The 12,604-nt window shown below is 59.6% G+C and carries 14 protein-coding genes, 1 tRNA gene and 1 riboswitch; of the genes, 12 read left to right on the top strand and 3 right to left on the bottom strand.

The genetic code is table 11. The features are described from left to right. The first annotated feature begins 6 nt into the window (after positions 1-6). Together lapB and pyrF are read left to right on the top strand one after the other, a co-directional pair. Positions 7-1,173: a lipopolysaccharide assembly protein LapB gene (lapB, locus tag ACB031_RS08925; protein WP_017765879.1), complete on the top strand. Its 1,167-nt coding sequence runs from the start codon at positions 7-9 to the stop codon at positions 1,171-1,173. 99 nt (positions 1,174-1,272) lie between these two features. Then, positions 1,273-1,974 (top strand): orotidine-5'-phosphate decarboxylase, encoded by a 702-nt coding sequence (gene pyrF / locus ACB031_RS08920; RefSeq protein WP_017780009.1) that lies wholly within the window; start codon positions 1,273-1,275, stop codon positions 1,972-1,974. Positions 1,975-2,026: 52 nt separating this feature from the next. Here the strand turns inward: pyrF and rrtA are convergent, their stop codons facing one another. After that, on the bottom strand, positions 2,027-2,614 hold the full coding sequence (rrtA, locus tag ACB031_RS08915; RefSeq protein ID WP_371139411.1) for a rhombosortase: 588 nt from the start codon (positions 2,612-2,614) through the stop codon (positions 2,027-2,029). Here rrtA and ACB031_RS08910 point away from each other — a divergent pair. From ACB031_RS08910 to ACB031_RS08890, 5 genes are all read left to right on the top strand, one after another. Next, a complete protein-coding gene (locus tag ACB031_RS08910; RefSeq protein WP_371139410.1) occupies positions 2,544-3,230 on the top strand; it encodes a tRNA-uridine aminocarboxypropyltransferase in 687 nt (228 codons plus the stop codon). The genes rrtA and ACB031_RS08910 overlap by 71 nt on opposite strands. Positions 3,231-3,252: 22 nt before the next feature. Next, the gene (gene queC, locus ACB031_RS08905; protein ID WP_371139409.1) at positions 3,253-3,960 is read left to right on the top strand and encodes a 7-cyano-7-deazaguanine synthase QueC; all 708 of its coding nucleotides are present in this window, start codon (positions 3,253-3,255) and stop codon (positions 3,958-3,960) included. Between the two features lie 61 nt (positions 3,961-4,021). Further along, positions 4,022-4,693: a 7-carboxy-7-deazaguanine synthase QueE gene (gene queE / locus ACB031_RS08900; protein ID WP_042008264.1), complete on the top strand. Its 672-nt coding sequence runs from the start codon at positions 4,022-4,024 to the stop codon at positions 4,691-4,693. 1 nt (position 4,694) lies between these two features. Continuing rightward, entirely contained in the window at positions 4,695-4,925 is a 231-nt protein-coding gene (locus tag ACB031_RS08895; RefSeq protein WP_005299948.1) for a DUF3820 family protein, read from the top strand. Further along, complete coding sequence (locus tag ACB031_RS08890) at positions 4,922-5,485, top strand: cob(I)yrinic acid a,c-diamide adenosyltransferase (RefSeq protein ID WP_005299950.1); 564 nt, start codon at positions 4,922-4,924, stop codon at positions 5,483-5,485. The genes ACB031_RS08895 and ACB031_RS08890 overlap by 4 nt, the downstream gene beginning before the upstream one ends. Positions 5,486-5,550: 65 nt before the next feature. Here ACB031_RS08890 and ACB031_RS08885 read toward each other — a convergent pair whose 3' ends face one another. Beyond that, positions 5,551-5,955, bottom strand: coding sequence for an H-NS family nucleoid-associated regulatory protein (locus ACB031_RS08885; protein ID WP_005299952.1), 405 nt, complete (start codon positions 5,953-5,955; stop codon positions 5,551-5,553). Between the two features lie 320 nt (positions 5,956-6,275). Continuing rightward, positions 6,276-6,447, top strand: a riboswitch (Lysine riboswitch). An 86-nt stretch (positions 6,448-6,533) separates the two neighbouring features. Here ACB031_RS08885 and ACB031_RS08880 point away from each other — a divergent pair. Beyond that, on the top strand, positions 6,534-8,114 hold the full coding sequence (locus ACB031_RS08880) for a Na+/H+ antiporter NhaC family protein (protein ID WP_371139408.1): 1,581 nt from the start codon (positions 6,534-6,536) through the stop codon (positions 8,112-8,114). An 86-nt stretch (positions 8,115-8,200) separates the two neighbouring features. Then, positions 8,201-8,782 carry a thymidine kinase gene (locus tag ACB031_RS08875; protein WP_017781652.1) on the top strand — a complete coding sequence of 194 codons (582 nt, stop codon included), beginning with the start codon at positions 8,201-8,203 and terminating at the stop codon, positions 8,780-8,782. Positions 8,783-8,850: 68 nt separating this feature from the next. Here the strand turns inward: ACB031_RS08875 and ACB031_RS08870 are convergent, their stop codons facing one another. Further along, positions 8,851-10,188, bottom strand: a complete 1,338-nt coding sequence (locus tag ACB031_RS08870; protein WP_371139407.1) for a flavohemoglobin expression-modulating QEGLA motif protein — start codon at positions 10,186-10,188, stop codon at positions 8,851-8,853. A 158-nt stretch (positions 10,189-10,346) separates the two neighbouring features. Here ACB031_RS08870 and ACB031_RS08865 point away from each other — a divergent pair, with 158 nt between their 5' ends. The 3 genes from ACB031_RS08865 to hcp1 all read left to right on the top strand — a co-directional run bounded on the left by ACB031_RS08865 (position 10,347) and on the right by hcp1 (position 12,230). Next, the gene (locus ACB031_RS08865; RefSeq protein WP_005299960.1) at positions 10,347-10,802 is read left to right on the top strand and encodes a YbjN domain-containing protein; all 456 of its coding nucleotides are present in this window, start codon (positions 10,347-10,349) and stop codon (positions 10,800-10,802) included. Between the two features lie 235 nt (positions 10,803-11,037). After that, positions 11,038-11,125: transfer RNA gene (locus ACB031_RS08860), tRNA-Ser, on the top strand. A gap of 586 nt (positions 11,126-11,711) precedes the next feature. Next, positions 11,712-12,230, top strand: coding sequence for a type VI secretion system effector Hcp1 (gene hcp1, locus ACB031_RS08855; protein ID WP_010634242.1), 519 nt, complete (start codon positions 11,712-11,714; stop codon positions 12,228-12,230). The last annotated feature ends 374 nt before the right edge of the window (positions 12,231-12,604 follow it).

Here is a 12,604-nt window from a genome sequence, read left to right as displayed (position 1 = left end):
CCCTCGATGCTTGAACTGCTTTTCCTGCTGTTGCCCATTGCCGCCGGCTACGGCTGGTATATGGGGCGCAGGAGTGTTCGCCAGGACACCCAGAAACAGAGTAACCAGTTTTCCCGCCAGTATGTGGCGGGTCTCAATTATTTGCTGTCCGACGAATCCGACAAGGCGGTGGATCTCTTTATCCAGCTGCTGGAAGTGGACAGCGAGACCATCGAAACCCACCTCTCTCTCGGCAACCTGTTCCGTCAACGGGGTGAGGTAGACCGGGCCATCAAGATCCACCAGAACCTCATTACCCGCCAGCTCACCATGGAGCAGCGTCAGCTCGCCCTGCAGGAGCTGGCGCGGGACTTCCTCGCCGCCGGCCTGCTCGATCGGGCCGAGAAGTTGTGGCTCGAGCTCACCGAAGACGGGGACTATGAGGAGACGGCGCTGGCCCAGTTGCAGCTCATTTACCAGCAGTTGCGTGATTGGGAGAAGGCGATCGCGGTGAGCGAGCGGCTGCAAAAATTCCAGGGCAAGAAGCTGGCTCCCACCATCGCCCATTACCAGTGCGAGCTGGCCGACATGGCCCTGCGCGAAGAGAATCGCAAGCAGGCCCAGCTGCGTTTTCGCAAGGCCCTGACTGCCGATGGCAACTGCGTGCGTGCCTCGCTCGGCCTCGGCTGGCTGGCCAAGGGGGAGGGCGATCCGCGCCAGGCTGCCCGCGAGTTTGAGCGGGTGCTGACCCAGGACATCGATTTCGCGAGCGAAGTGCTGGAACCCCTGTGCGAGAGCCTGGAGCTGTGCGGCGAGGAGGCGCGTATCCCCGAGCTGCTCGGCCAGGCCCAGGAGGCGCGGGCCGGCTTCCCGGTCACCTTGCGGCTGGCCGATTATGTGGAGCGCCACAACGGGCGCGAGGCAGCCTCCGAGCTGGTGCTGCGCCAGCTGCGGCGCACGCCGTCGCTACGCGGCTTCCAGCACCTGATGGCACTGCAGTTGCGTGGTGCTGAAGAGGGGCAGGCCAAGGAGAGCCTGACCATGCTCAAGGCGCTGGTCGACGAGCAGATCAAGATCAAGTCCACCCACAAGTGCCGGCAGTGCGGGTTTGCCACCCACTCCCTGTTCTGGCAGTGCCCCTCCTGCCGCCAGTGGGGAGCCATCAAGCCAATCCGCGGTCTGGACGGGGAGTAAGAGCCACAACAATGTCATCAACCAGGCCCCTGTGGCCTGGTTTTTTCAGGCCGGGCCGGACTCGTTCCGGACGGCGCATAACCATCGATAGGAAGTGAGATGCTAGATCCCAAAGTACTGGTTGCGCTGGATTATCAGCACGAGGCCGATGCCTTCGCCTTCATTGAACGTATCTCCCCGGCCCAGTGCCGTCTCAAGGTAGGCAAGGAGATGTTTACCCTGTTTGGCCCCCAGTTCGTGCGTCAGCTGGTTGCCAAGGGGTTCGATGTCTTTCTGGATCTGAAGTTTCACGACATTCCCAACACCGTCGCCAAGGCAGTCGCCGCCAGTGCCGAACTCGGCGTCTGGATGGTGAACGTGCACGCCAGCGGTGGCGAGCGGATGATGCGGGCCGCCAAGGAGGCGCTGCTGCCTTATGGTGACAAGGCGCCGTTGCTTATCGGGGTGACCGTGCTGACCAGCATGGAGCAGTCCGACATGGCGCCGCTCGGTCTTGATGTGACGCCGGCTGAGCAGGTGATCCGGCTGGCCAAATTGACCAGGGACGCCGGGTTGGACGGGGTGGTCTGCTCCGCCAACGAAGCACACGAGCTCAAGGCGCTGCTCGGTGACGAGTTCAAACTGGTGACGCCGGGGATCCGCCCCACCGGTTCGGCCGCCGGGGATCAGCGCCGGGTCATGACGCCGCTGGCGGCGGTGGAGGCGGGTGCCGACTATCTGGTGATTGGCCGCCCCATCACCCAGGCGGCTGATCCTGCCGCCATGCTGGCCGGCATCAACGCAGAGCTGGCGGGTCGCTGATAAAAAAAGAGAATGCCGGCCCGATGGGGCCGGCATTGCATCCGGTGCAGGCTCACTCCTTGACGGCGTGGGGGCGCAAGGTGACCGGCAGCAGGCCGAGCAACAGGCCGGCGCCCGAGCCAATCAGATGTGATTCAATGTGTACCCTGGCCCCGATGAGGGCGGACACCGGACTTTCCCCCGCACTGTAGAAATCCACCCCAAGCTTGATCGCTACCCCTGCCAGCATCAACCAGCCGGAGTGGCGGCGATAGCGGATATCCTGCAGCGCGCCCCACACGAACAGGCCGTGCAGCGCTCCCGACAGCCCCATGTACCACTGGGTCTGCGGACACCACCACCAGATGCCGAGCCCGACGGCGCTCCCCAGCAACAGCAGCAGCAGCGGCAGCAGCGGCAGGCGACAGCCTGTCAGGTATTCGCGAAACAGGCTGTAGAGCACGCACAGCCCGCTCAGGTTGAGCAGCAGGTGCCACAGATTGGTGTGGGCCAGATTGCCTGTTATGATGCGCCACCCTTCACCCTGGGCTATCAGGGTGCGATCGAAGGAGAGCTGGTGATTCGGCACGGTGAAAAAGAGCAGCAAACTGGCGAGTGAAAGCGTGATGACCCAGAGCAATCCTGATTTTTCTGACAACATGAAACAGTCCGACGACAACAAGAGTCGATACTGTACACGTTGCACCAGAGCCCTCAAAGCCTGTCTGTGCGATTATATTCGGCCGGTTTCACCCCATGCGCCCCTGCACATCCTGCAGCATCCGGGGGAGGTGCGTCATCCCAAGGGGACCGCCGTCCTTTTGGCCGCCTCGCTGGCGCAGGCCCGTCTGCATGTGGGTGAACAGGTAGCCGACGTTCCCGAGCTGGCGGCCTTGTTGGCCGATCCCGCGCTGCAGTGTTATCTGCTGTGGCCGGATGAGGAGGCCATCACCCTTGCCGAGGTGAGAGAGAGGGAGACGGCTGAGCCGGCTCGCCGAGTCTGTTTTCTGCTGCTCGATGGCACCTGGCGCAAGGCCTACCGGATGCTGCACAGCAACCCCGAGTTGCAGCAGTTGCCGCGAATTGGGCTGGATGCCGTCGCGGGGCAATATTCCATTCGCAAGAAGCCGTTTCCTGAGGCGCTCTCGACCCTGGAAGCGGGCTACCATCTGTTGTCCCAGTGGGAGGGCGCACCCGATCGCTTCGCCCCGCTGATGACCCTTTTTACCCATTTGAACCGGCAGTGGCATGATTTTGCCCAGGGCCGACGCAGTTGAACTGCCCAGAGGAGTGACATACGTGAAAAAAGCCGTCGTGGTATTCAGTGGTGGTCAGGACAGTACCACCTGCCTGGTCCAGGCCTTGTCCCGTTATGACGAGGTGCACGCCATCACCTTCGATTATGGCCAGCGCCATAGTGAAGAGATCGAGACGGCGCGCCGTCTGGCCAGCCGGCTCGGCATCGCCGCCCACAAGGTGATGGACGTGACCATGCTGGGGGAGCTTGCCATCTCGGCCCTGACCCGGGACGAGATCCCGGTGAGCTTCGAGCTGCAGGACAACGGCCTGCCCAATACCTTCGTGCCGGGCCGTAACATCCTGTTCCTCACCCTGGCCGCCATCTACGCCTATCAGGTGGGCGCCGAGGCGGTGATCACCGGGGTGTGCGAGACCGATTTCTCTGGTTATCCCGATTGCCGCGACGAGTTCGTCAAGGCGCTCAATCAGGCCGTCTCCCTGGGGCTGGATCGTGCCATCCGCTTCGAGACCCCGCTGATGTGGCTCGACAAGGCCGAGACCTGGGCGCTGGCGGATCACTACGGCCACCTCGATACCGTGCGCCAGCAGACGCTCACCTGCTACAACGGCATTGCCGGCGATGGTTGCGGAGCTTGTCCTGCCTGCGATCTGCGCAGCCGCGGCCTGCAGCAGTACCTGGCCGACAAGGCGGGCGTGCTGGCGCGTCTGCACCAAAAAACCGGGCTAGGTGAGAAAAGCGGATGCTGAGCCTGCGTCTCGGCCATGCTTGGGGTATAATCCGCGACTTTTGCAACCAGCCGTGACCAAGATGCATTACCCAATCAACGAGATATTCCAGACCATCCAGGGGGAGGGGGTCTTCACCGGCCTGCCCGCCATTTTCGTTCGCCTGCAGGGTTGCCCGGTGGGATGCCCCTGGTGCGATACCCGTCATACCTGGGTGGTCGATCCTGCTCGTGAAGTGGGCGTGCAGGCGGTGCTCGATTGCTCCAACGAATCCGATGGCTGGAGCAAGATGAGCACGGAGCAGATTCTGGCCAGCTTCCAGCAACTTGGCTATCAGGCGCGTCACGTGGTGATCACCGGGGGCGAACCCTGCCTCTATGACCTGCAGGATCTCTCTACCGCCCTCATTGCGGCAGGCTATCAGGTGCAGATTGAAACCAGTGGTACCAGCGAGATCAAAACCCATGAGCAGACCTGGGTCACCGTATCCCCCAAGATCAATATGAAGGGGGGCCTGCCGGTGCTGGTCTCGGCCCTTGAGCGCGCCAACGAGATCAAGCATCCGGTAGCCACCGAGCGCCACGTGGAGGAGCTGGATGCGCTGCTGGCCACCGCTCGTCTGCGCGACGACGTGGTGATTGCACTGCAACCCATCAGCCAGAAACCCAGGGCGACCCAGCTGGCCATGGCAACCTGCATTGCCCGCAATTGGCGACTCTCCATCCAGACCCACAAATATCTGGATATTGATTGAAATGGAGTGGTTGTCCGACGAGCGGGTCTTGCTGTCTCTGGCCAACAAGATGCCGTACGGCAAATATCGGGGGCGGCGCATCATCGATATTCCGGAGCCTTATCTGGTGTGGCTGGCCCGTACCGGTTTCCCGGCCGGCTCGCTTGGTCAAACGCTGGCGCTTGCCTATGAAATCAAGCTCAACGGGCTGGAATCCATGATTGTTCCCATTATTAACAGGATGTCGGTATGAGAATATATACGAGGCAGGGCGACAAGGGCATGACTCGGCTGGCCGATGGTGTGCAACTGGCCAAAGACGATATGCGGGTGGAGACCTATGGCTATATCGATGAATTAAATTCTCATATAGGTCTTCTTATTGCCGAGGTGCCCGCAGCGGAAACCGGATTATTGGCAGACCTGTTATTGCTGCAACAGGAATTGTTCGATCTTGGCGGGGAACTGGCATTTTCCAGTGACGCTCAGGAGGCCGCCATCTGGCAGGTGAATAACGAGTGGACCCTGCGACTGGAACAACAGATCGATGCTTACAGCGCCAATTTGCCGCTGCTGCGCAATTTCATTCTGCCCAGCGGCTCCCGAGCGGCGGCGCAAGCCCATGTGGTGCGCACCCTGACCCGGCGCTGCGAGCGTCTGCTGCTGACTTTGGGCCGTAGCGAACAGCTCAACCCGGCCATTCTGCCCTACATGAACCGGCTGAGTGACTGGTTCTTCACCATAGCCCGCTACCTGCTGGCCTGTACCGCGACGCCCGAAGTGCTCTGGGTCAAGGCGGCAGAGCGGGGCTGACGGCAGGCCGCAGGCAATAAAAAACCTCGCAAGGCGAGGTTTTTTATTGGGCCAATGCTGTTTTATCAGATGGCAAAGTCTTCGACGGATTTACCTTCGGCGACCGCCTTGGCAATCACGGACGGCATGCGACCCTGACCGGTCCAGGTTTTTTCCACGCCGTTGTCCATATAGCGATATTTGGCCGGACGAGGGGCACGTTTGCTCTTGGTCGCCTTGGCCGGTTCGGCTGCGACTGTGCCAACCAGTTCAGCCGGATCAATACCGGCGGCTTTCAGCATTTCGGCATATTCATTAATTTTGCGCTGATGTTCTTCACGAGCCTGACGCTCGGCGGCTTCATCCTGCTGGCGTTCGCCGACAATCGCGGAGAGCTTTTCCAGGCCTTCTTCCAATTGTTCCAGCGTCAGCTCACGGCAAGCGGCGCGCAGGCTACGGATATTCAGCAGTACTTTCAAAAATTCGTTCATAGTGTTCACCACGCGAGCAAAAGAGTGAATTAAATAAAAATAGTTATTTTGGCTAATTTATACGGCCGTTCGGGATTAAGTCAAGCGAGTCGAATTAATAAATTCATGCCTGGAATTAAGTAATGCAATTGAATTCAGGCCCGATTCAGCAATATTGGCCAGTGGCATACTCGACTGAGTTCCAAGTAGATGAAAATAGCGACAAAATCATAATGTTTGCACCATTTGACTACCTCTTTGCCCTTTTGATCTGGCTTGCTTGGGGATTTAATCAAAAAACTTGCTATAACGTGTCGGCACGATAAAATGTGCCTCGAATACCTTTAAGTAGAGGCGCGCTGCCTATGACTACTTGTGCGGAGGGTGATGCCGATGATGCACAAGGAAAGGAGTCAGCGCCGAAGTGGCCAGGCCATCATACCGGGCTGCTGGTTCTGCATCTAATAGGTGCAGGACTGCCATAGTCATCCACTATGGAGCGCTACCTGAAGGGGCTGAGGAGTATTACCTCCCCATGGGTTTTGTTTCTTTATCCTCTCGGTAGATCTCCACCTGCTGTCTTTAGGTGCAAAGAGATCATGGACATCGTTCACTACGCCGACTCCGGTTGGTCAATCATTCCCCCTCTGCTGGCCGTCGCACTGGCGATCCTCACCCGCCGTGTGCTGCTGTCGCTTGGCGTCGGTATCGTTACCGGCAGCCTGCTGCTGAACCAGTTTTCCCTCCTCGACTCCCTGCATTACATGTTGAACACAGTGCTCAAGATCTTCTGGGTCGACGGGGCGCTTAACCGTGACAACATCAATATGCTGCTGTTCATGCTGCTGCTGGGCGGCCTCATCAGCCTGATGAGCGTCTCCGGTGCGACCCGGGCGTTTGCCGAGTGGGCTGCCAAGCGTGCCAGGACCCGCAAGGGGGCCAAGGCGCTCACCGGCATGATGGTGTTTGCCTTCTTCATCGACGACTTCTTCCACAGTCTGTCGGTGGGGGCTATCTGCCGTCCGGTTACCGACCGCTTCCAGATCTCCCGCGCCAAGCTGGCCTACTTGCTGGACTCCACCGCGGCGCCGGTCTGCGTGCTGATGCCCATCTCCTCCTGGGGGGCTTACATCATCGCTCTGGTGGGCGGCATCATGACGGCTCACGGCATCACCGGGCAGAGCCCCATCTCCGCCTTCGTCGAGATGATCCCGATGAACCTCTATGCGGTGTTTACCCTCATCATGGTGCTGGTGGTGATCGCGTTTCAGCTCGACATCGGTCCGATGCGCCAGCACGAGCAGTGGGCGCTGGAAGGCAAGCTGTGGGATGAGTCCAAAGGCCGCCCCATCGGTCTGGACATGGAAAGCCCGGAGGAGAGCAACGGTGGCATGATCGACATGGTGCTGCCGATCCTGACCCTGACCGCGGCCACCGTCTACTTCATGATCGACTCCGGTGCCGCCGTGCTGGCCGCCAATGGCGAGCCGTTCAGCGTGCTCGGTTCGTTTGAGAATACCAACGTGGGTTCCTCCCTGGTCTACGGTGCCCTGTGCAGTCTGGTGGTCTCCATCGGTCTGGCCATGCGTCTGAAGCTCGGTGCCAAGAACTGGCTCAAGGCCGCGCCGCAAGGGGTGATGGCCATGCTGCCGGCCATCAACATCCTGCTGTTTGCCTGGACCATTGGCGCCGTGGTGCGCGATGTGGAGACCGGCAAGTACCTGGCTTCCCTTGCCAACGGCAATCTGCCGGTGGAAGTGTTGCCGGCCGTGGTGTTCGTGCTCTCCTGCGCCATGGCGTTTGCCACCGGCACCAGCTGGGGCACCTTCGGCATCATGCTGCCGCTGGCGGGTGACATGGCGGCTGCCAGCGATGCGGCCCTGATGTTGCCGATGCTGGCCGCCGTGCTGGCGGGGTCGGTGTTCGGGGATCACAGCTCGCCCATCTCCAGCACCAGTATTCTGTCGGCTACCGGCGCCGGTTGCCATCACATCGATCACGTGATGACCCAGCTGCCCTATGCCCTGGCCATCGCCTTTGGCGCTGCCCTCGGGTATCTGGTGATGGGGCTGATGCACTCGGTGCTGGCAGGCTTCAGCGTCAGTGCCCTCTGGTTCGTCATCTTCTCCAGCTACCATTTGCGCAAGGCAAGGTCCCAGGCGGACCTGGCAGTTGCTTAAAACGTACAAGGGGCCGCAAGGCCCCTTGGTTTTGTTGGGGGCTTTGGTTAGCATGCGCCCCATAAATTCAGTTTCGGAACAGTATCATGGCTTCACTGCACTACAAGTTTGCCACCATGAATTCAGGCAAATCGACCCAGCTCATTCAGGCGCACTTCAACTATCTGGAGCGGGGCATGCATCCCTTGGCCATGACACCCGCCATCGACGACCGCTTCGGGGTCGGGGTGATCAGCGCCCGGGTGGGGTTGGAGCTGAGAGTAGAAGTGTTCAGAGAGCGCTGTGATCTGTTCGAGATGGTGAAAGCCCGTCATGCCGAGAAGCGTATCGATGTGTTCATCGTCGATGAGGCCCAGTTCCTGACCAGGGAGCAGGTCTATCAGCTGGCCCGTATCGTCGACGAGCAGGACATTCCGGTGATCGCCTACGGCCTCAAGACCGATTTTCGCGGCGAGCTGTTTCCTGGTTCCTACCACCTGCTCTGCCTGGCCGACAAGTTCGAGGAGCTCAAAAGTATCTGCTGGTGCGGCAACAAGGCGCACATGAACTCCCGGGTCAACGAAGCAGGCCAGGTGATGCGAGATGGCGAGCAGGTGGAGATCGGCGGCAACGATCGCTATGTCTCCCTGTGCCGCAAGCACTACCTGGAAGGGCGGGCTTTCAAATAACCCGCGGCTGATGGGGATAACATGAACAAGCAAGGCGCCAATCAGGCGCCTTGCTTGTTTCTGGCGGTTCAGTCGATCTCGATATCGACGGGGGCTATGATGGGATCGGCCACCGGCAGGCGGTGGAACAGCTGGCGAAAGTGCTGCTGCACCCGGCCGATATCCACCAGCGACATGCCGGAGGCGAAGCCGAACCAGACGTAGAGGCCGGTGAGATCGCGAAACATGGGGGGCAGATAACGGGGCGCACTGATGAGCCCCTCCAGATAGTGCTGATAGAGCACGGGGATGTCGTCCAGGGTCACCTTGCCGACAAACAGCATGGGCAGGATCTCGGGGACTCCCTCCAGCACGGTGCTGCGGATGAAGTTGACCGTCTCCACATAACCCTTCACATAGGAGAGATCCTTGGTGAAGCAGGAGCCTCCCTCGACCATGCCGCCGCGAAACACCCGCTGGGTGATCTTGTAGGCGTCGTGTTCGCTGGCACCCTGATCGACGAAATGCCGGAACACCTCGATGAAGTCGGCGCCGCGCTCCGCCATATCGATGGCCATCACCCGATCCGAGATGCGCTTGGCCCTGTCCGGAAAGGAGCTGAAGGTGAGGGTCTCTATCAGTACCGCCAGCCCCTCCTGGCAGGCGGTGATGCGCGGCGAGCCGGCACTGAGCCAGGTGGCATAGGGTTGCTGGCGACCGTTGAGGGTAGTGCCCACATGCACCCAGCCCTCATGGACCTCCAGCACCTGCAGGTCGAGCTCGGAGAAGCGGGCGTGGGAGTTGAGCTTGATGTAATCGCCGCCGGCCGCGGCATCCGAGACGATGCCATCGCTCAGCTTGACCTGCACTGTGCCGTCACTGAAGTAGTTCGACAGCTTGCCCTGCAACCTGGCCACCGCCGCTTCCCCCTCGAACTCCTTGGGGTAGGGGCGCACCAGGTGGCGAGCGCCGGGCAGGGAGAAGATGTCGCACAGTCTGGCCCCCAGCTCCTTGAGGGTCTTGCGATCGCCGCGCAGGTGATCGCCGGCCGAGCCGTAGAGCAGCCGGCTGTAGCGCAGAAAGTCCGGTTGCCCGCGCTGGCGCAGCATCTCGATGACCACCATGTATTGATCCACCGTCTCCTGCAGGATGCGGCCAAGCTCATCCTGGGGACCGAGCCGGCGCCGGATCCTGTCCCGCAGCTCCTTGAGCTCCAGGTACTTGTTGCGGGGATCGAAGCCGAGGGGAAGGCCATCATAGAAGGCCTTGTCGACGGCTGGCAGCGTGCGCCCTCCGCTGGCCAGAAAGTCGGCCTGCAGGTGACGGGGCCATTTGATGGCATCCAGAATGCGGATGGGCTTTTGCAGGATCAATAGTTCATCCGAGAGGGATTTCAGATGCAGACGGTACTTTTCTTGGATGGTCATTTAGCCCCCTGTGGGGCGAGTGTGGCGCTGGAATGGGCTGAGTATATGCAGGCTGCTTGCCAAAAAGAAGCGAGGGCCGTGCTTATCCGGCCAGTGCGCTTTTGGTTGCCTGAAAATTGGTTTAGACTGCGCCCCTTGATCCCAATTGTGTCGTGGAAATGATGAATATCCCCAGCTCCGAAATGATAATGCGTTGGTTGCAGCAGGCTCGTATCGAGCACTATGTCTGTGATCAGTGCCATGGTATCCACATCGTCTCCCTGCAGTCCGTCGAGGGCATCCAGGAGAGCCGGATCTTCGTTGAAGAGGAAGGGGTGCTGTTTTCATCCGAGCTGGAGGTGCGTCCCTCCGCCTTGCTGCCGCTGGTGGCCGAGCTGGGTCGCCTCAACATGCAGTACCCGTCGCTCAAGGTGTTCCTCGACATCATCGATGACAACCTGCCGCGGCTGGTGGTGGGCCATACCGTCTTTACCAAGGCGGGGCTCTCCGTCGAGCAGTTCCTGCTGTTTGTCGAGAGCACCATAGCCGCGACCCATGAAGTGGTCTCCGAATGCGAGCGGTTGGGCTTCCTGAATCTGCCGGAAATCCAGGTCGCACCGGAGTCTGTGCACTGATTTGTGCGTTAAATGTGCGAACGTTTCGCCTGATGCAAAAAGCCGTTGACGCCGGCGGGGCTTTCCCCTAAATTACGCCCCGTTCCAGCGCAACAGCGCAACGAACGACGTGCTGGCTGAACACGTTAAACAACAGACCATAATTTGGTGAGGTGACCGAGAGGCTGCCCACCGACGAAGTCGGCAAGATGCACGCGCAGTGTGCTCCGAAAGCCACTTCAAGAAGTAAAAATTTGGTGAGGTGTCCGAGTGGCTGAAGGAGCACGCCTGGAAAGTGTGTATACGGCAACGTATCGAGGGTTCGAATCCCTCCCTCACCGCCAAATAAAGCAAAAGGCCCCGTCGCAAGACGGGGCCTTTTGCTTTATCCGATAACGTGCGGCTCGGTTCGGCCCTGGTTTGACAGGTGGGCAGGAAAGCCCACCTGGACGGCCAAAGGCCGCCCGCAGGGCGAGAGCCAGGGATGGTGCGAGTCGATCTTGACCCAGCGTACAGATTGAAAAGCCGAGCCGATGGTCGGTTTCTTGCTTTACAGGACCGGTTATCGCTTCCTGCTATCTCCGCAGTTTCTCCATCGTCCATAACCTGGTTGTATCGACGGGCAGCCGGGCCCCCGGTGTTGGCCATTGTCAACGCACGGCTCAGTCGCTATCACGCCCGCGCGGGTTATTAGGTTGAAATAAGTTCTGACTTGCGCAATGCATTGCGGAATTTTCAGTTTCTTATTCTGCACATGCAATTTTATCTGGATGAATATCTCGAATGAGCAACTTGTTGCGTTATTGCGATGATGGCTTGATTGGTGATTGATTCAACCTATTGTTTTAAAACAATAAAATTAATTGGCATGGTCACTGCTAACGGATTTGGTCGAGTGTCATTACCGTTCAACCAATCAGGAGCAATTCCATGCCAACTCCATGTTATATCAGCATCGAAGGTAAAACTCAGGGCAACATCACCGCCGGTGCTTTCACCTCCGATTCCGTCGGCAACATCTTCGTGCAGGGCCACGAAGACGAGATGCTGGTGCAAGAGTTCCAGCACGTCGTGACCGTACCGACCGATCCGCAATCCGGTCAGCCTGCTGGCCAGCGTGTCCACAAGCCGTTCAAGTTCACCGTTGCGCTGAACAAGGCCGTGCCGCTGATGTACAACGCGCTGGCTTCCGGCGAGATGCTGCCGAAAGTGACCCTGAAGTGGTACCGCACCTCCGTCGAGGGCAAGCAGGAGCACTTCTTCTCTACCGTGCTGACCGACGCCACCATTGTCGATATCGACTGCCAGATGCCGCACTGCCAGGATCCGGCGAAGTCTGACTTCACCCAGCTGATCCAGGTCTCCATGGCCTATCGCAAGATCGATTGGGAGCACACCGTTGCCGGTACCTCCGGTGCGGACGACTGGCGCGCGCCGATCGAAGCGTAATTCTCAGTCAAAGGGCACTGCTTGCGGTGCCCTTTTGCCGTTTCTGGCATTTCCCGCACCGTTTCAGTACACGCGTTTTTTCTTTTGCCCGTTTGCCTGAGGTGAGGGGGCACAAGAAAAAATCCGAGTTTACGTCTTGCCGCACGCCGTCAAGGGCGTGCGGTAGCCATGGTGTCAGAAAAACCGGGGCGAAGGCGGATCTCTCACACGGCTTGAAGTGCCCCGCCTGATGGGGCTGCACGATATCTCAGGGGCGAGTAACGATGGCAGACAGCACAGGATTACAATTTACCGTCAAGGTGGGGGCCCTGCCCGAGAGTACCTTTGTGGTGGCCGAGTTTGCACTGGATGAAGCGCTCAACCGGCCGTTCAAC

The sequence above is a fragment of the Aeromonas sp. S8(2024) genome (assembly GCF_041403085.1).
Lineage (GTDB): Bacteria > Pseudomonadota > Gammaproteobacteria > Enterobacterales > Aeromonadaceae > Aeromonas > Aeromonas dhakensis.
The sequence above is the reverse complement of the archived record's forward strand: the minus strand, read 5'-3'. Positions and strand labels throughout refer to the sequence as shown.

Bases quoted from the DNA above. Each gene is read 5' to 3' on its own strand.
- ACB031_RS08870 (WP_371139407.1), bottom strand. From the start codon at position 10,188: ATGACCATCCAAGAAAAGTACCGTCTGCATCTGAAATCCCTCTCGGAT.
- pyrF (WP_017780009.1), top strand. From the start codon at position 1,273: ATGCTAGATCCCAAAGTACTGGTTGCGCTGGATTATCAGCACGAGGCC.
- rrtA (WP_371139411.1), bottom strand. From the start codon at position 2,614: ATGTTGTCAGAAAAATCAGGATTGCTCTGGGTCATCACGCTTTCACTC.
- queE (WP_042008264.1), top strand. From the start codon at position 4,022: ATGCATTACCCAATCAACGAGATATTCCAGACCATCCAGGGGGAGGGG.
- lapB (WP_017765879.1), top strand. From the start codon at position 7: ATGCTTGAACTGCTTTTCCTGCTGTTGCCCATTGCCGCCGGCTACGGC.
- ACB031_RS08885 (WP_005299952.1), bottom strand. From the start codon at position 5,955: ATGAACGAATTTTTGAAAGTACTGCTGAATATCCGTAGCCTGCGCGCC.
- ACB031_RS08895 (WP_005299948.1), top strand. From the start codon at position 4,695: ATGGAGTGGTTGTCCGACGAGCGGGTCTTGCTGTCTCTGGCCAACAAG.
- ACB031_RS08880 (WP_371139408.1), top strand. From the start codon at position 6,534: ATGGACATCGTTCACTACGCCGACTCCGGTTGGTCAATCATTCCCCCT.
- ACB031_RS08890 (WP_005299950.1), top strand. From the start codon at position 4,922: ATGAGAATATATACGAGGCAGGGCGACAAGGGCATGACTCGGCTGGCC.
- hcp1 (WP_010634242.1), top strand. From the start codon at position 11,712: ATGCCAACTCCATGTTATATCAGCATCGAAGGTAAAACTCAGGGCAAC.
- ACB031_RS08865 (WP_005299960.1), top strand. From the start codon at position 10,347: ATGATGAATATCCCCAGCTCCGAAATGATAATGCGTTGGTTGCAGCAG.
- ACB031_RS08875 (WP_017781652.1), top strand. From the start codon at position 8,201: ATGGCTTCACTGCACTACAAGTTTGCCACCATGAATTCAGGCAAATCG.